The organism is Streptomyces sp. NPDC104581 (assembly GCF_055583685.1).
The window spans coordinates 108,243-126,185 of sequence record NZ_JBVJNN010000016.1 but is presented as its reverse complement, the minus strand read 5'-3'; the positions used below and the strand labels follow the sequence as shown (position 1 = coordinate 126,185).

Here is a 17,943-nt window from a genome sequence, read left to right as displayed (position 1 = left end):
CTCCCGGCCAGCGCCCGGAGTGCCACAGCGCCCCGGGCCTCGCTGATCCCCGCAATCCGGCGTGGCCGTCAAGTTTGGCCAATAACGTCCCGGAGATCTCTCATCGCGGCATAGCGTCGACATCGACCGGAGACCCCGCGTCGTGGCGTTGTGTCGCTTCTTTCATCGACGTCACGCAATGGCGCGCGACAGGAGCCAGAGGACATGCAGACCAAGCTGGACGAAGCCAAGGCCGAGCTGCTCGCACGGGCGGCCCGGGTCGCTGAGAACAGCCCAGCCGGGGGGGCTGGGGGTCTGGGGGGCACCTCCCGGAACGACTCGGCCGCGAAGGCGACCGACGACGAGACGCACGAGAAGCGGCCGGACACCGAGACGCTCCTCGCCTTTCTCCACAAGTACTACCTGCACACCGCCCCGGACGACCTCGCCGACCGCGATCCGGTCGACATCTACGGCGCGGCGCTCTCCCACTACCGGCTGGCCGAGAACCGCCCGCAGGGTACGGCCAACGTGCGCGTCCACACGCCGTCGGTCGAGGAGAACGGCTGGATGTGCACCCACACCGTCGTCGAGGTCGTCACCGACGACATGCCGTTCCTGGTCGACTCCGTCACCAACGAACTCTCCCGGCAGAACCGCGGCATCCACGCCGTCATCCACCCGCAGATCATGGTGCGCCGCGATCTCACCGGCAAGCTCATCGAGGTCCTCCCCGAGGGCCGCGGCGAGAGCGCCGGGCAGAGCCACGACACCCTGATCGAGTCCTGGATCCACGTCGAGATCGACCGCGAGACCGACCGCGCCGACCTCAAGCAGATCACCGCCGATCTGCTGCGCGTCCTGTCCGACGCCCGCGAGGCCGTCGAGGACTGGGGCAAGATGCGCGAGTCCGCGCTGCGCATCGCCGACGAGCTGCCCACCGAGCCGACCGCCGACGATCTGCGCGACCAGGAGGTCGAAGAGGCCCGCGAGCTGCTGCGCTGGCTCGCCGACAACCACTTCACCTTCCTCGGCTACCGCGAGTACGAGCTGACGGGCGACGACGCCCTGACCGCCGTGCCCGGCACCGGCCTCGGCATCCTGCGCTCCGACCCGAAGCACACCGACGACGAGGCCCACCCGGTGAGCCCGTCGTTCAACCGGCTCCCGGCCGACGCGCGCGCCAAGGCCCGCGAGCACAAGCTGCTCATCCTCACCAAGGCCAACAGCCGCTCCACCGTGCACCGCCCGAGCTATCTCGACTACGTCGGCGTGAAGAAGTTCGACGACAAGGGCGACGTCATCGGCGAGCGCCGCTTCCTGGGCCTCTTCTCCTCGGCGGCGTACACCGAGTCCGTACGCCGCGTGCCCGTCGTACGCCGCAAGGTCGCCGAGGTCCTGGAAGGCGCGGGCTTCTCGCCGAACAGCCACGACGGCCGCGACCTGATGCAGATCCTGGAGACGTACCCGCGCGACGAGCTGTTCCAGACGCCCGTCGACCAGCTCCGCTCCATCGTCACCAGCGTCCTGTACCTCCAGGAGCGGCGCCGGCTGCGGCTCTACCTCCGGCAGGACGAGTACGGGCGCTACTACTCCGCCCTCATCTACCTGCCGCGCGACCGCTACACCACCGGCGTCCGGCTGCGCCTGATCGACATCCTCAAGGAGGAGCTCGGCGGCACCAACGTCGACTTCACCGCCTGGAACACGGAATCGATCCTCTCCCGGCTGCACTTCGTCGTCCGCGTCCCCCAGGGCACCCAGCTCGCCGGACTCACCGACGCCGATGTCGACCGCATCGAGGGGCGGCTCGTCGAGGCCGCCCGCTCCTGGGCCGACGGCTTCGGAGAGGCGCTCAACGCCGAACTGGGCGAGGAGCGCGCCGCCGAACTGCTGCGCCGCTACGGCAACGCCTTCCCCGAGGGCTACAAGGCCGACCACTCGCCGCGCGCCGCCGTCGCCGACCTCGTCCGCGTCGAAGAGCTGAGCCGCGACAAGAAGGACTTCGCGCTCTCCCTCTACGAGCCCGTCGGCGCCGGTCCCGGCGAGCGCCGCTTCAAGATCTACCGCACGGGCGAGCAGGTCTCGCTCTCCGCCGTCCTGCCGGTGCTCCAGCAGCTCGGCGTCGAGGTCGTGGACGAGCGGCCGTACGAGCTGCGCTGCGCGGACCGCGCACTGGCCTGGATCTACGACTTCGGGCTGCGCATGCCGCGCGGCGAGAACCAGGCCAAGGACGACCATCTCGCGGAGGACGCGCGCGAGCGCTTCCAGGACGCCTTCGCGGCCGTCTGGACCGGCGAGGCGGAGAACGACGGCTTCAACTCCCTCGTCCTGCGCGCCGGCCTCAACTGGCGCGAGGCGATGGTGCTGCGCGCCTACGCCAAGTACCTGCGCCAGGCCGGGGCGACCTTCAGCCAGGACTACATGGAGGACACCCTCCGTAACAACGTCCACACCACCCGGCTGCTGGTCTCCCTCTTCGAGGCCCGGATGGCGCCCAACCGCCAGCGGGCCGGCACGGAACTCATCGAAGGGCTCCTCGAAGAGCTGACCGGCGCCCTCGACCAGGTCGCCAGCCTCGACGAGGACCGCATCCTGCGCTCGTTCCTCACCGTCATCAGGGCCACACTGCGGACCAACTTCTTCCAGAGCGCCAGCAAGGGGCCCGACGGGACGGACCGCAAGCCCACCGCCGACAGGCACCACAGCTATGTGTCGATGAAGTTCGACCCGCAGGCCATCCCCGATCTCCCCGCGCCCCGCCCCGCGTACGAGATCTGGGTCTACTCGCCCCAGGTCGAGGGCGTGCACCTGCGCTTCGGCAAGGTCGCCCGCGGCGGACTGCGCTGGTCCGACCGGCGTGAGGACTTCCGCACGGAGATCCTCGGCCTGGTCAAGGCGCAGATGGTCAAGAACACGGTGATCGTGCCGGTCGGCGCCAAGGGCGGCTTCGTCGCCAAGCGGCTCCCCGACCCCGCGGTGGACCGCGACGCCTGGCTCGCCGAGGGCATCGCCTCCTACCGGACGTTCATCTCGGCGCTGCTCGACATCACCGACAACATGGTCGCCGGCGAGGTCGTGCACCCCACCGACGTGGTGCGGCACGACGAGGACGACACCTATCTGGTCGTCGCCGCCGACAAGGGCACCGCCAGCTTCTCCGACATCGCCAACGAGGTCGCGATCGCCTACGACTTCTGGCTCGGCGACGCCTTCGCCTCCGGGGGCTCGGCCGGATACGACCACAAGGGCATGGGCATCACCGCCCGCGGCGCCTGGGAGTCGGTCAAGCGGCACTTCCGCGAGCTGGGCCACGACACGCAGACCGAGGACTTCACCGTCGCGGGCGTCGGCGACATGTCCGGCGACGTCTTCGGCAACGGCATGCTGCTCTCCGAGCACATCAGACTGGTCGCCGCCTTCGACCACCGGCACATCTTCATCGACCCGAACCCGGACGCGGCCACCTCCTTCGCCGAGCGCCGCCGCCTCTTCGACCTGCCGCGCAGCTCCTGGGCCGACTACGACAAGTCGCTGCTGTCCCAGGGCGGAGGGATCCACCCCCGCAGCGCCAAGTCGATTCCCGTCAACGCGCACGTACGCGAGGCGCTCGGGATCGAGGAGGGCGTGGCCAAGCTGACACCGGCCGACCTGATGCGGGCGATCCTCAAGGCGCCGGTCGACCTCATGTGGAACGGCGGCATCGGTACGTACATCAAGTCGTCCGCCGAGTCGAACGCCGACGTGGGCGACAAGGCCAACGACGCCATCCGTATCAACGGCGAGGACGTACGGGCCAAGGTCGTCGGCGAGGGCGGCAACCTGGGCGCGACACAGCTCGGCCGGATCGAGTTCGCCCGGCGCGGGGCCGACGGCCAGGGCGGCAGGATCAACACCGACGCCATCGACAACAGCGCGGGCGTGGACACCTCCGACCACGAGGTGAACATCAAGATCCTGCTCAACGCCCTCGTCACCGAGGGCGACATGACCGTCAAGCAGCGCAACAAGCTGCTGGCGGCCATGACCGACGAGATCGGCACGCTCGTCCTGCGCAACAACTACGCGCAGAACGTCGCACTGGCCAACGCGGTCCTCCAGGCCCCGTCGCTGCTCCACGCCCACCAGCGGTTCATGCGCCGACTGGAACGGGACGGCAGTCTCGACAGGGAGCTGGAGTTCCTGCCGAGCGACCGCCAGATCCGGGAGCTGCTGGGCGGGGGCAAGGGGCTCTCGCAGCCCGAACTCGCCGTCCTGCTCGCGTACACGAAGATCACGGTCGCCGACGAGCTGATCTCCACCGGGCTCCCCGACGACCCCTATCTGCGCAAGCTGCTGTACGCGTACTTCCCCGCGCAACTCCGCGAGAAGTTCTCCGAGCACATCGAGGGCCACGCGCTGCGCCGCGAGATCATCACGACGGTGCTGGTCAACGACACCGTGAACGCGGGAGGTTCGACCTTCCTGCACCGGCTGCGCGAGGAGACCGGGGCGTCGATCGAGGAGATCGTCCGGGCGCAGACCGCCGCACGGGAGATCTTCGGGCTCGGCGCGGTCTGGGACGCGGTCGAGGCGCTGGACAACAGCGTCGCCGCCGACGTCCAGACCCGGATCCGGCTGCACTCGCGGCGGCTCGTCGAGCGTGGCACGCGGTGGCTGCTCGGCAACCGGCCGCAGCCCGTGGAGATCGCCGGGACGGTCGACTTCTTCGCCGAGGGCGTGGAGCAGGTGTGGCAGCAACTGCCGCGGCTGCTGCGGGGCGCGGACCTGGAGTGGTACCAGAACATCGTGGAGGAGCTCACAGCGGTGGGCGTGCCCGATGTGCTGGCGCTGCGGGTCGCCGGGTTCTCCGCGGCGTTCCCCGCGCTCGACATCGTGCAGATCGCCGACCGGACGGGCAAGGAACCGCTGGACGTGGCCGAGGTGTACTACGACCTCGGTGACCGGCTGCGGATCAGCCAGCTGATGGACCGGATCATCGAGCTGCCGAGGGCGGACCGCTGGCAGTCCATGGCGCGCGCGTCGATCCGTGAGGACCTGTACGCGGCGCACGCCGCGCTGGCGTCGGACGTGCTGTCGGTCGGCGACGACGCGTCGAAGCCGGAGGAGCGCTTCAAGGCGTGGGAGGAGAAGAACGCGGCGATTCTCGGGCGTTCACGTGCCACGCTGGAGGAGATCCAGAGCTCGGACTCGTTCGACCTGGCGAACCTCTCGGTGGCGATGCGGACGATGCGGACGCTGCTGAGGACCCACGCGTAGGCCCGTCCCGGCGGGACCCGGTCCTCGATGGCGGGACGGGCTCACTTCGAGCCCGTCCCGCCATCGAGGACACCGTCGGTCTGTCAGCGTGTGCGTTTCCCGGCGGCGCCCGTGAAGCCCTCGTACGCCGTGACGACGTCCGCCGCCGGGCCGTCCATGCGCAGTGTTCCCGACTCCAGCCAGATCGCCCGGTCGCAGGTCTCGGTGATCGTCCTGTTGCTGTGGCTGACCAGGAAGACCGTGCCCGCCTCCTCGCGCAGCTCGGCGATGCGCTCCTTGCTCCGCTTCTGGAACCGCGCGTCCCCGGTGGACAGCGCCTCGTCGATCAGCAGGACGTCGTGTGCCTTGGCCGCCGCGATGGAGAAGCGGAGCCGGGCGCCCATGCCCGAGGAGTACGTGCGCATCGGCAGCGTGATGAAGTCGCCCTTCTCGTTGATCCCGGAGAACTCCACGATGCCCGCGTAACGTTCCCTGATCTGCCGGCGTGTCATGCCCATCGCGAGCCCGCCCAGTATCACGTTGCGCTCGCCGGTCAGATCGCTCATCAGCGCCGCGTTGACGCCGAGGAGCGACGGCTGGCCCCGGGTGTAGACCTTGCCCTCGCTCGGCGGCAGCAGGCCCGCGACCGCCTTGAGGAGGGTCGACTTCCCGGAGCCGTTCGAGCCGATGAGACCGATGGCCTCGCCCTTGTACGCGACGAAGCTCACCCCCCGTACGGCACGCACCTCACGGACGCCGGGGGCCTTCCGGCGCGAGACGATCCGGCTGAGCGCCGATGTGGCGCTGCCCTTGCCGCCCTTGGTGCCGTGCACCTGATAGGTGATGTGGACGCCGTCGACGACGACGGTCGGAACTCGCTCGGTCTCAGCCACGGCCGTACCTCTCCTCCGCCTGCCAGAAGAACAGGAATCCGCCGGCCCCGACGAGTACCGCCCAGCCGGTGGCGACCAGCCAGACGTGGGGCGGGAGCTGCCCGGCGGTGAAACTGTCGATGAGCGCGAAGCGCATCAGGTCGATGTAGACGGCCGCCGGGTTGCATTCGAGCGCCAGCCGGACCGGCTCCGGCAGGTGCTGGTTCCTGAAGACCGTGTCCAGGCTCCACATCACCCCGGACGCGTACATCCAGGTGCGGAGCAGGAACGGCATCAGCTGCGCGATGTCGGGCGTCGCGGCCGTCAGCCGCGCGAAGATCATCGCGAGCCCGGTGTTGAAGACGGTCTGGAGCGCGAGGGCGGGCACGGCCAGTAGCCAGGCGGGCCCCGGGTACTGCTCGAAGACGGCCAGGATCACGGTCAGCGCGCCCAGGGAGAACAGCAGCTGCTGGAGCTGCTGGAGGGCAAGCGCGAGCGGGAGCGAGGCGCGCGGGAAGTGCAGGGCGCGGACGAGGCCGATGTTGCCGGAGATCGCGCGGGTGCCGGCGGTGACGGTGCCGGCGGTGAACGTCCAGATGAAGACACCGGTGACCAGGAAGGGGACGTAGTCCGGGACGCCGTCCTTGGTGTTGAGCAGTACGCCGAAGATGAAGTAGTAGACGGTCGCGTTGAGCAGCGGCGTCATGATCTGCCAGAGCTGGCCGAGCTTCGCCCTGCTGTACTGCGAGGTCAGCTTGGCGGTGGCGAACGCGGTGACGAAGTGGCGGCGGGAGTGCAGTCCGCGCAGATACGCCGGGAGCGGGGGGCGGGCCGCGCTCTCGGTGAGCCCGTGCCGGGCGGCGAGCGCGCGCAGATCCGGGCCCGGGTCCCGGTGCGCGGGTCCCGGCCGGGCGGGGGGTGCGGTCGTCTGGGTCACAGGGGTCGCTTTCGACGGGGGACATCGAACGGAGGCGAGTGGAGGTGGGTGGGACGGCGGGAAGCGACGGAACGGGACCGTTTCGTCGTCACGACGAGGTTAGAACGCGAAAACGTCGCAACGCAACCGTTTCGTCGTGACGTGCGTGACGCTATGCTCGTCGGCATGCCCACGGATCCCCGCCTCTCACGCCGCGCCCCCGCGGGAGCCGCCGTGCTCCGCGAGGACGTGACCGACGCCATTCGCTCCGCCGTCTTCGAGGAACTGGCCGCCGTCGGGTTCGCCCGGATGTCCATCGAGGGCATCGCGCGGCGGGCGGGCGTCGGCAAGACCGCCGTCTACCGGCGCTGGAAGTCCAAGCTGGCGCTGGTGCTCGACCTGGTCTCCGCCGTCGCGGCGCAGGGGCTGCCCGTGCCCGCGACCGGTTCGCTGTACGGGGACGTAAGGGCGCTGCTGGAGGTGGCGTCGCACGCCCTGCGCCACCCGCTGGCGTCCCGGGTGATCCCCGATCTGCTGGTGGAGGCCGCCCGGCACCCGGAGATCTCCGAGGCGATCAAGGCGGCGCTGCTGGACGGGAACCAGGGGATCGCGGCGGTGGTCGTGCGGGAGGCGGTGGCGCGGGGAGAGCTGCCCGAGGGGACCGACCCCGACCGGGCGCTGGACCTCATCGCGGGGCCCCTGTACTGGCGGCTGGTGGTCGTGCGGGGGGAGCTGCCCGCGGGCTATCTGGACGACGTCGCGGCGGTGGCGGTGGACGCGATGAAGGGCGGGCGGGCCGGCTGAGTGCGGGCCGGCTGAGTGCGGGGCGGCGGGGCGGGGCGGGGCCGCCGTACGGGTGACATGGGTGGGGGGTCCGTAGCCCTGGTGGATGAATCTTCGTTCCACGTGTGGGGGAGACCAGGGCAGGATCCTCCGCGGAGTCGAGCCGAAGGACGGGTGCCCCATGAGTGTCGCTTCCCCATCGGATTCCGGGCGGCACCCGGGACGCGGCCGGGGCCGGGTCGTCATGCTCGTCGACAACGCCGTCAACGGGGACTCCCGCGTCCAGAAGGCCGCCCGCTCCATGGCCGACGCCGGGTGGGACGTGGTGCTGCTCGGGCAGTCCCCCGACCGCGACCGGCACCGCTGGACCATCGGGGCCGCCGAGGTCCGGCTGTTCCCCGTCGTGATGACCCTCGCCAAACGCCGCAGGGACTACCGCAGGGTCGTGCTGCCCCGCCTCTTCGCCTACCGGCGCGGCGGTATCGCGCAGCACCGCAGACAGTGGGTCAAGGCGTGGCGCGCCGATCTGCTGGCCCGCAGGTCCGCCGAGGGCCGGCGGTACCTGGTCCGGCGCGCGGCGGCGCGAATCCTGGCGCGCTGGGTCGGCTTCCGGCACCGTCAACTCGCCCTGGTCGAGGGCAGACGCAACCCCGACTCGCTGCCGGAGCGGCTGCGTACGGCCATGTGGCGCGCCCTGCTCGGCGACCGCTGCTGGCGCAGGCTCGAACCGTACCTGTGGGACTACGAGTTCGCCTTCGGCCCCGTCGTCGACGCGCTCGAACCCGATCTCATCCACGCCAACGACTTCCGGATGATCGGTGTCGGCGCCCGCGCCGTGCACCGTGCGCGGGGCCGGGGCCGGAGCATCCGGCTCGTCTGGGACGCGCACGAGTATCTGCCCGGCATCAAGCCCCGGGCCGGCTACCGGCGCTGGATGCCCGCGCATGTCGCGCACGAGCGGGAGTACGGGCGCTGCGCGGACGCGGTCGTCACCGTCTCCCAGAGCCTGGCCGAACTGCTGCACAAGGAGCACCGGCTGCCCCGGCCGCCCACCGTGGTGCTCAACGCCCCCGGCGGCGGCCCGCCCGCCGACCGGGCCGGTGAACCCGTCCCGGACCTGCGGGAGTTGTGCGGGATCGACGCCGGCACGCCGCTGCTCGTCTACAGCGGCGCCCTCGCCCCGCAGCGCGGGCTGGCCACACTCATCGAGGCGCTGCCCCAACTGCCCGGCGCCCATGCGGCGCTCGTCGTGCCCGCGCCCGAGGGATGGGTCGTACGCAAGGTGCTCGACCACGCGGCCGATCTCGGTGTCGCCGACCGCGTCCACCCGCTGCCGTACGTCCCGTACTGGCAGATCGTGCCGTTCCTGGCCGCCGCCGACATCGGCGTCATCCCGATCCACCACTGGCCCAACCATGAACTCGCCCTGATCACCAAGTTCATGGAGTACGCGCACGCCCGGCTGCCCATCGTCGTCAGCGACGTGCGCACCATGGCGGCGCAGGTCCGCGAGACCGGGCAGGGCGAGGTGTTCCGCGCCGAGGACACGGCGGACTTCGTACGGGCCGCGCGCGCCGTCCTCGACGATCCGGCCGCCTACCGCGCGGCGTACGACCGCCCCGGTCTGCTGGAGCGGTGGACCTGGGAGACCCAGGCCGACATCCTCGACGGCCTCTACGGGCGGCTGCTGGCCGCCCCCGCCGAGGCGACCGCCGTCGCGGGGGTCTCCCGGGAGGGGACGGAGGCGCGCGACGAGACCGAGCCGGGCGACCCGGCGGGCGCCACCGCGACCTGACCGGGGGCCGCGTGAGCACGTGACCATACGGCCGTACGGGCGTTGATGTCCTCGAACGCCGGGAGACGTCACCGGCGTCGGGGGAGCGCCGCGCCCAACGAGCCGGATTGGAAAGTGAGTCACCGTGCACAGGTCCGCGTACGAGCAGATGGAACTCTGCGTGAAGGAGTACATGCCCGCGTCCGGCCGTCACCGGGTGGTCGACCTGGGCTCGCGCATCTCGCCCAAGCAGTCCCTCACCCACCGCGGTCTGCTCGACGGGCGCGATGTCGACTACATCGGCGTCGACGTGCTCGACGGCCCCAACGTCGACCTGGTGATGCGCAGGCCGTACCGCATTCCGGTACGGTCCGGGTCCGCCGACTTCGTCATCTCGGGCCAGGCGTTCGAGCACATCCCGTTCTTCTGGGCGTCGATGATGGAGATCACGCGTGTCCTGCGCCCCGGCGGCATGGCCTTCGTCACCGCGCCCTCGCGCGGTCATGTGCACGACGCGCAGGACTGCTGGCGGTACTACCCCGACGGATTCAGGGCCATGGCCGCCTTCTCCGGACTCGAACTGGCCGAGGCCCACACGGACTTCCCGCCGATGAAGGGCATCCGCTTCGACTACGCCGCCATCGACGGCAAGCGCGCCTACTGGGGCGACTCGGTGGGCGTGTTCCGCAGGCCGCGACGCCCGAGGCGGCGGCTGTGGGAGTACGCGGTAAGGGAACTGACCGTCCGTTACGCCAATCGCGTCGGCGGCGTCGACGGCGTCCCGCTGCCCGAGCCGGTCGCCGGACGCGACCGCTGCGGCCGGGGAACACCCGTCGTACCCGCCCCGGCCGCCGAAGCACAGCCCGGAGCCGCACAGCCCGTAACGGCTGAGACCAACACGAAAGAGGCTTGAACGGGGTCAAGTTGACGAAAGATGACATCTGCTGAGTTCTCCGCGTACCGTCCGTCGGCATGGCATGGCGAAGCGCAGTGAACGGCGCACTCGAGAAGCTCACCGGATATCAGCTCCGGCGGATCCCGGTCCCCGCCCCGCGGTCGGCGGCACCCGCGCCCCCCGTCGCCCCCGCGCCCGCCCCGCAGGCCGCGGAACCGGCGCCGAAGGCCAAGCCGAAACCGAAGCCGGCGGCGCTGCCCGCCGACTACGACGACGAGGCGAAGGAGATCATCCGCGCGGTCAAGCCGTTCACGATGACCTCGCCGGAGCGGCTCAACGCGTTCATCCTCGCCACCCGCCACGTCGTACGGCACAACATCCCCGGCGACATCGTCGAGTGCGGAGTCTGGCGCGGCGGCTCGATGCAGGCGTGTGCCAGGACACTGCTCGCGCTCGGCGAGACCGACCGCGGACTGCACCTCTTCGACACCTTCGAGGGCATGCCGCCGCCCACCGCCGAGGACCTGCGGCGCGACGGCAAGTCCGCCGAGGACCTGCTCGCGGCGCAGGGCAAGGACCGGCCCATCTGGGCCGTCGCCTCGCTGGAGGACGTACAGGCGGGCTTCGGGAACGTGCCCTACCCCGGCGAGCGGGTGCACTACGTGCAGGGACTGGTCGAGGACACCGTGCCGCGGCAGGCCCCCGAGCAGATCTCCGTCCTGCGCCTGGACACCGACTGGTACGCCTCCACCAAGCACGAACTGGAGTATCTCTACCCCCGGCTGGTGAGCGGCGGAGTGCTGCTCATCGACGACTACGGCTACTGGCAGGGCTCCCGCCAGGCCGTGGACGAGTTCCTGGAGAAGACGGGCGAACGGCTGCTCATGCTGCGCATGGACGAGGGCCGGATCGCGGTCAAGCCCTGAATCACCGCTGCTGAGAACACCGGACGCGCCGAAGTCCGGGATTTCGGAAGGACCGTGCACCGCGCATGACCCCCCGCCTCACCGTCGTCGTGCCCATCTACAACGTGGAGGACTATCTCGACGACTGCCTACGCTCACTGGCCGGACAGACCATGGCCGACTCCGAGATCGTCATGGTGAACGACGGTTCCACGGACGGGAGCGCACGGATCGCGAGACGGTTCGCCGCGGCGGACGGACGGTTCCGGCTGGTCGAGCAGGAGAACGCCGGGCTCGGCGCCGCGCGCAACACCGGCGTCCGGCACGCGCGCGGCGAGTTCCTCACCTTCGTCGACAGCGACGACACCGTGCCGGACGGAGCGTACGAACGGATGATCGCGGCGCTCGACGCGTCCGGCTCCGACTTCGCGACCGGCAACGTGCTCAGGCTCGGTCCCGGGGGCGCGCTGACACAGGCGCCGATGTTCCGCAAGCCGATGGCGACCGGGCGCTCCGGCACCCGGCTCACCCGTGACTGGGTGCTGCTCGGGGACCGGATCGCCTGCAACAAGGTCTTCCGGAAGACCTTCTGGGACCGGCACTCCTTCGTCTTCCCCACCGGGGTGCTGTACGAGGACATCGCCGTCGTACTGCCCGCGTACTTCCTGGCGAACGGTGTGGACGTACTGGCCGAGCCCGTCTACCACTGGCGGACCAGGGACGGCTCGATCACCGCGAAGCGCGCCGTCCCCGAGGGGATCCGCGACCGGGTCACCGCCGTGTCGTCGGTCGCCGACTTCCTGACCGGCAGGGCGCGTACGGACACCGGCAGCGGCACGGCCGGCGGCACGACCACCGGCACCGACTGGGCAGACGCGCTGCGGCGCTACCACCAGCACGTGCTCTCCGGCGACCTGTGGCTGTTCATCGAGGCGCTGCCCGACGGTGACGCCGACTTCCACGCGGCCTTCCTCGACCACGCCAACGCCTTCGCCGCGACCGTCCACCAGGGTGTCTTCGACGACCTGCCGCTGCATCTGCGCGTCAAGTGGCATCTGATCCGGGAACGCCGGATGCCCGAACTCCTCGCGCTGCTCGCCCACGAGAAGGCCGACCCCGGCGCCTTCGGCGTCCGGGGACTGCGCAGGTCCCGCGCCGAGTACCCGGTGCTCACCGGCGGTCTGCCCCGGACCGTCGCCACCCTCAGGCCCAAGGAACTGCCGGTGACCTCGCATCTCACCGAGGCCGTGTGGCGCGACGGCCGACTGCACCTCAGGGGCTACGCGTACGTGCGCAACGTGCCCGCCGACGCGCGCCGCAAGTCCGTCAAGGCGGCCTGGCTGCGGGCCGGGAAGCGGCGCGTACTGCCGCTGCGGACGCGCACCCTGCGGATGCCCGCGGCGACGTACGAGTCGAAGCAGGGCCTGCACCTCTACGACTGGGCCGGGTTCGAGACCGTCGTCGACCCGCGCAGGCTCGTGCGGGCGCGGGACTCCGGCGGCTCCGCGCGCACCGTGTGGAAGCTGGAGATGGGGGTGTACGGAGCGGGCCGGCTGCGCCGGGCGCCGCTGCGGCTGACGGGTTCGGCCGCGTCGCCCGCCGTACCGGCCGTGCACTACGTGGACGACACCACGCGCGTCGTGCCCGCGCTCTCCGGCAACAAGCTCGAACTGCGCGTGGAGCCCGTACGCGCCCTGCTCACCGGCCACGCGCCGGCTGACGGCGGGGCCCTGCGGATCGAAGGTGTGCTGCACCCCGCCGGGGGCCTCCCGACCGTGCTCGCCGTCCGGAACTGGTACACCAAGGACGTCCACGAGGCCGAACTGAGCCTCGGGGACGGCACCTTCACCGCCGACGTCCCGCTCACCGTCTTCGGCGACCCCTCGGCCCGGCGGCGGGCCGCCGTGCCGTGGGGCGTGCATCTCGTACGCGCCGACGGCAGCCGTTTCGCCGTGGCGGCGCGCGGCGCGATCCGGCCCGGACACTACGCGCTGGGCGACGGCCGCGAGGTCCACGTCACCGCCAACGCGGCGGGCGACCTCGTCCTCAGCGACCAGGCCGAGCAGCCGGTGGTCGACACACTCGACTGGACGGCGGACGGTGAGCTGATCCTGACGGGCAGCCGGCCCTCCCCGGGGCGGGCCGAGTTGGTGCTCCGGCACAGCGGCCACCACGAGGAGAACGTCTTCACCGTCGAGACACTCGCCGACGGCCGCTTCCGTACGTCCCTGCTGCCCGCCGCCGTCGCAGGACTGCACGGCGTACGCCAACTGGCCGAGGGCCGCTGGCTGTTGTACGTCCGCGAGACGGGGGAGAGCGACCCGGAGCGCTACAGCGCCGTACGGGTCCAGCCCTCGCGGCACCAGACGCTGCCGCTCGTACGGACCCTGGACGGCCGGGAGTTCACCCTGGACCGGCACCACCAGGACCTGCTCCACCTGCACTCCGGCTCCCCGCTCCCCGAACAGGACCGCGGCGCCTACCGGCAACAGCGGCTGCGCGCCCGGTACGCGACCGCCCGCACCACCGCAGGGCCCCTGCGCGACGCCGTGCTCTACAGCAGCTTCGACGGCCGGCAGTACTCCGACTCACCCCGCGCCGTCCACGAGGAACTGGTGCGCAGGCAGGCCCCGGTGGAGCATCTGTGGGTCGTACGGGACCGGCAGGTGACCCTGCCGGCCGGTGTCCGCGCCGTCGAACTCCACAGCGCGGACTGGTACGAGGCGCTGGCCCGCAGCCGCTGCGTCGTCACCAACACCCATCTGCCCGAGTGGTTCGAGCGGGCGGACGGCCAGTACGTCGCCCAGACCTGGCACGGCACTCCGCTCAAGCGCATCGGCCGCGACCTCTCGGGCGGCGCCCACGCCGACGAGACCTACATCGCGACCCTGCCCCGCAGGTCCGCCCAGTGGAGCCTGCTCGTCTCGCCCAACGGCTTCTCCACACCGATCATGCGCCGCGCCTTCGGATACGAGGGTACGGTCCTGGAGTCCGGCTATCCGCGCAACGACCTGCTGCACGCGCCCGACCGGGGGAAGGTCGCCGACGCCCTGCGCGAGAGACTGGAGATCCCCGAGGACAAGCGGGTGATCCTCTACGCGCCGACCTGGCGCGAGGACCAGCCCAGGAAGGGCGGGCGGTACGGGCTCGACCTCCGGCTCGATCTGGCCCTGGCCGCCGAGGAACTGGCGCACGACCACGTCCTGCTCGTCCGGCGCCACTACCTGGTCGGTGGCACGGTCCCCGGCGCCGGGCGCGGCGCCGCCGGCTTCGTACGGGACGTGTCCCGGTACCCGGACGTCGCCGAGCTGATGCTGATCAGCGACGCGCTGGTCACCGACTACTCGTCACTGATGTTCGACTTCGCGCAGACGGGCCGCCCGATGTACTTCCACGCGTACGACCTGGAGCACTACCGGGACACCCTGCGCGGCTTCTACTTCGACTTCGAGTCGGTCGCGCCCGGCCCGGTCGTGGCCGACACCGCCTCACTCGTGGCGGCCCTGCGGGCCCCCGGGCCCCGGACGCCATCGGAGGCGTACGCACGGTTCCGGGAGACCTTCTGCGATCTGGACGACGGCACCGCCGCCGCCCGCCTCGCGGACCTGATGCCCGTGGGGGGCGGCGCATGAGCGCGGTCGAGATCAGCTGCGTCGTCACCGCCGGAGCGGACGCCCAGGCGCTGCGCCGGTCCGTGGAGTCCGTCGTCGCGCAGACCATGCGCGCCACCGAGGCGGTGGTGGTGCTCGGCCCCGCCCTCCCGTCGCCGCCCGGTGGAGCGGCGGGCGCGGGCCCGGACGGCGGGGTGCCCGACGACGCGGGTCCGGCCGACGCCGAGTCCGCCGCCGATGACGTACGGGCCGTGGCGGAGGAACTCGCCGCTTCGGACCCGGCGCGGGTGCGGATCGTCACCTCCGGCGCCGACCCGTCCACCACCGGCGTACTGCGCAACCAGGGCCTCGACCGGGCACGGGGCCGGTACGTCATGGTGCTCGGCGAGGGCGAGCGGCTCCAGCGCGACGCCTGCCGCAATCTGTGGGAGGCCGCCGAGCGCTCCGGCGCCGAACTCGCCGCCGGGCGCTGGACCCGGCGCGCGGGCCGCCGCGCCAAGGAACAGCCCCCGGCGCGGATCGTCGAGAGCGGGCTGTACGCGCGCTCCCGCGCCATCGGCGAACTGGCCGACGCCCCCGAACTCGTCGTCGCCGACGCCCTGGTGAGCGGGTTCTGTGTGAGTGCCGCCCTGCTGGAGCGGACGGGACTGCGCTACGCCGATGACCTGGACCGCGCCGAGATCCTGTTCGGCGCCGAAGCGGCCACCACCGCGGCCCGTGTCGCGCTCGTCCCCAACCTGATCACCGCCGGCCGGGCACCCGACGACCCGGCCGGCACGCTGGAGGGCCGGCTCGCCGCACACGTACGGGTCGCCGAACTCCTCACGCTCCAGGGCCGTACGGCGCTGTGCGAGGCCCGCGACCGCGCCTTCCTGGCCGATCAACTCGTAGCCCTCGCACGGCAGTTCCCCAAGCTGGACGCCGCGACACGGGCCCACGCCGCCGCCCTGGTCGCCGCCCTGCCCGCCGCCCGGACCGACCCCCGCCTGCGGCTCGACCTGCCGCCGCTGGAGCGTGTCTGCCTCCAACTCCTCGCCGACGGCGACGCCGACGGCGTACTGGCGGCGGGCTACGCGCTCGGCAGGCCGGGCGCCGTCGCCTCCGCGCTGACCGAGCGTGAGGGGAAGGTGTACTGGCGGGCGGCGCTCCCCGACGACCCGGGCGCGCGGGCGGCGCTCGACGTCACCGAGCTGGGGCACCACTACCGGCCGGCCGCCGACACCCCGCTGCTGAACCAGCTCACGCACTGCGGACAGGAGGGCGCCCGTCTCGTACTCGAAGGCCGGCTCCCCGCCCCGCTCCAACTGCTCCCCGAGGGCGCGCCGTTGACCGCCACCCTGGAGTTCGTGGCACGCGGCAGCGACGGGAACCTCGTCTTCCGCGCGCCCGTGGAGGAGCTGTGGCGCGAGGACGACACCGTCCGCTGGCGCGCCTCCGTCGACATCGGCGCCCTGCTGCGCGTCGGTGGCGCGCGGGACCGCGTGTGCGACCCCCGCCTCGCCCTGCACACCCCCACCGGCACCACCACGGGACCGCTGTTCCTGGAGCGGGACCGGGCCGAGGCGGTGGGCGGCTTCCGGGCACGCCCGCGGCTCGGGCGGCTGTTCGGCGACACCTGGAAGCCGTACGTCACGGTGAAGCACCACCTCGCGTTCCAGCTCCAGGCGCGCCGCAGCCCCGGCCGCCCCGCGGCGGCGGCGCTCCACTACCTCACCCACTTCCGCCCCGCCCGCAAGGCGAAGCGGCTCGCCAAGGGGGTGCGCCGCCGCCTCGACCGGCTCTCCTCCCGCTCCGTGAAGACGCGCGTGTACAACCGGCTGCTGATCCGGCTCCCCGTCCGCAAGGGCTCGGTGGTCTTCGAGAGCCACATGGGCAAGTGCTACGGCGACAGCCCGCGCGCCATCCACGAGGAGCTGCGCGAGCAGCGCCGCCGGGGCATGCGGCACATCTGGTCCTACGCGTCGTCCCCCGACGGGTTCCCCACCGACGCGCGGCTGGTCCGGCGGCTGTCCTGGCGCTATCTGTGGGCACTCGCCCGCGCCCAGTACTGGGTCGACAACCAGGGCTTCCCGCTCGATCTGCGCAAGCCCCCCGCCACCACCTACCTCCAGACCTGGCACGGCTCCGCGTACAAGCGCATGGGCTTCGCCGAGAGCCGGATCAAGGCGCAGAACGCCCCCGAGCGGGAGAAGCTGAGCGCCGCGCTCGCCCGCTTCGACCACTTCCTCGTACGGTCCGAGCACGACATCGCGACCCTGGCGCGGGACTACCGGCTGCCCGCCGACTCGCTGGTGCGCTGCGGCTATCCCCGCAACGACCGCCTCGTGCGGGCCCGCGCCACCGACGAGAGCCGGGGGCGCTTCCCGCGCCCCGCGATCGCCGCGGATCTCGGGATTCCCGACCACCGCCGGGTGGTGCTGTACGCGCCGACGTTCCGCGGGATGCCGAAGAAGGGCCGGACGACGCGACTGCCGCTCGACGTACGTCGGTTCACCGAGCGGTTCGGTGACGAGTACGTCCTGCTCGTGCGGGCCCACTACCTGGAGTCCGCCGCCCTGCCGGTCTGCCCGCCCGGCACGGTGATCGACGTCTCCGCCCACCACGACATCAGTGAACTGCTCTGTCTGGCCGACGCGTTGATCACGGACTACTCGTCGATCATGTTCGACTACGCGCTGCTGGACCGGCCGATGGTCTTCTTCGCGCCGGACCTGGACGCGTACGCGGCCGAGCGCGGCAGCTACTTCGACCTGCGGGCCGAGGCTCCCGGGCCCGTGGCCCAGTCCGAGGACGAACTGCACCGGGTGATGGGCGAGTTGAAGAAGTCCGACAGCGCGCACCGGGAGGACCGGGCCCGGTTCGCCGAGAAGTTCGGCGGTTTCGAGAGCGGCCAGGCCGCGCGTACCGCCGTGGACGTGCTCTTCGCAGGAAGGACCCGCCGGTGACAGCCGCGACCGAATCGACGACCGG

Annotated in this window: 9 protein-coding genes; 7 read left to right on the top strand and 2 right to left on the bottom strand. The window is 71.7% G+C overall.

Going from position 1 to position 17,943, the window contains the following annotated elements; all coding sequences use genetic code 11:
* The first annotated feature begins 204 nt into the window (after positions 1-204).
* Positions 205-5,238: an NAD-glutamate dehydrogenase gene (locus tag ACZ61E_RS15865; protein ID WP_469700201.1), complete on the top strand. Its 5,034-nt coding sequence runs from the start codon at positions 205-207 to the stop codon at positions 5,236-5,238.
* Between the two features lie 83 nt (positions 5,239-5,321).
* Here ACZ61E_RS15865 and ACZ61E_RS15860 read toward each other — a convergent pair whose 3' ends face one another.
* Positions 5,322-6,110, bottom strand: coding sequence for an ABC transporter ATP-binding protein (locus ACZ61E_RS15860; protein ID WP_469700200.1), 789 nt, complete (start codon positions 6,108-6,110; stop codon positions 5,322-5,324).
* The gene (locus ACZ61E_RS15855; RefSeq protein WP_469700199.1) at positions 6,103-7,026 is read right to left on the bottom strand and encodes an ABC transporter permease; all 924 of its coding nucleotides are present in this window, start codon (positions 7,024-7,026) and stop codon (positions 6,103-6,105) included. The genes ACZ61E_RS15860 and ACZ61E_RS15855 overlap by 8 nt, the downstream gene beginning before the upstream one ends.
* A 165-nt stretch (positions 7,027-7,191) precedes the next feature.
* On the opposite strand from ACZ61E_RS15855, the gene ACZ61E_RS15850 reads away from it, so the two are divergent.
* The 6 genes from ACZ61E_RS15850 (at position 7,192) to ACZ61E_RS15825 (ending at position 17,918) form a co-directional block, all read left to right on the top strand.
* The gene (locus ACZ61E_RS15850; protein ID WP_469700198.1) at positions 7,192-7,809 is read left to right on the top strand and encodes a TetR/AcrR family transcriptional regulator; all 618 of its coding nucleotides are present in this window, start codon (positions 7,192-7,194) and stop codon (positions 7,807-7,809) included.
* A 160-nt stretch (positions 7,810-7,969) separates the two neighbouring features.
* Positions 7,970-9,583, top strand: a complete 1,614-nt coding sequence (locus ACZ61E_RS15845) for a glycosyltransferase family 4 protein (protein ID WP_469700197.1) — start codon at positions 7,970-7,972, stop codon at positions 9,581-9,583.
* Positions 9,584-9,707: 124 nt separating this feature from the next.
* Positions 9,708-10,475 (top strand): methyltransferase domain-containing protein, encoded by a 768-nt coding sequence (locus ACZ61E_RS15840; protein WP_469700196.1) that lies wholly within the window; start codon positions 9,708-9,710, stop codon positions 10,473-10,475.
* Between the two features lie 59 nt (positions 10,476-10,534).
* The gene (locus ACZ61E_RS15835; RefSeq protein ID WP_469700195.1) at positions 10,535-11,383 is read left to right on the top strand and encodes a TylF/MycF/NovP-related O-methyltransferase; all 849 of its coding nucleotides are present in this window, start codon (positions 10,535-10,537) and stop codon (positions 11,381-11,383) included.
* Between the two features lie 65 nt (positions 11,384-11,448).
* Positions 11,449-14,994, top strand: a complete 3,546-nt coding sequence (locus tag ACZ61E_RS15830; RefSeq protein ID WP_469700194.1) for a bifunctional glycosyltransferase/CDP-glycerol:glycerophosphate glycerophosphotransferase — start codon at positions 11,449-11,451, stop codon at positions 14,992-14,994.
* Positions 14,991-17,918 carry a bifunctional glycosyltransferase/CDP-glycerol:glycerophosphate glycerophosphotransferase gene (locus ACZ61E_RS15825; protein WP_469700193.1) on the top strand — a complete coding sequence of 976 codons (2,928 nt, stop codon included), beginning with the start codon at positions 14,991-14,993 and terminating at the stop codon, positions 17,916-17,918. The genes ACZ61E_RS15830 and ACZ61E_RS15825 overlap by 4 nt, the downstream gene beginning before the upstream one ends.
* The last annotated feature ends 25 nt before the right edge of the window (positions 17,919-17,943 follow it).

What these genes read in the sequence shown, in the direction of transcription:
- ACZ61E_RS15825 (WP_469700193.1), top strand. Translation starts at nt 14,991, where the DNA reads ATGAGCGCGGTCGAGATCAGCTGCGTCGTCACCGCCGGAGCGGACGCC.
- ACZ61E_RS15830 (WP_469700194.1), top strand. Translation starts at nt 11,449, where the DNA reads ATGACCCCCCGCCTCACCGTCGTCGTGCCCATCTACAACGTGGAGGAC.
- ACZ61E_RS15850 (WP_469700198.1), top strand. Translation starts at nt 7,192, where the DNA reads ATGCCCACGGATCCCCGCCTCTCACGCCGCGCCCCCGCGGGAGCCGCC.
- ACZ61E_RS15835 (WP_469700195.1), top strand. Translation starts at nt 10,535, where the DNA reads ATGGCATGGCGAAGCGCAGTGAACGGCGCACTCGAGAAGCTCACCGGA.
- ACZ61E_RS15865 (WP_469700201.1), top strand. Translation starts at nt 205, where the DNA reads ATGCAGACCAAGCTGGACGAAGCCAAGGCCGAGCTGCTCGCACGGGCG.
- ACZ61E_RS15845 (WP_469700197.1), top strand. Translation starts at nt 7,970, where the DNA reads ATGAGTGTCGCTTCCCCATCGGATTCCGGGCGGCACCCGGGACGCGGC.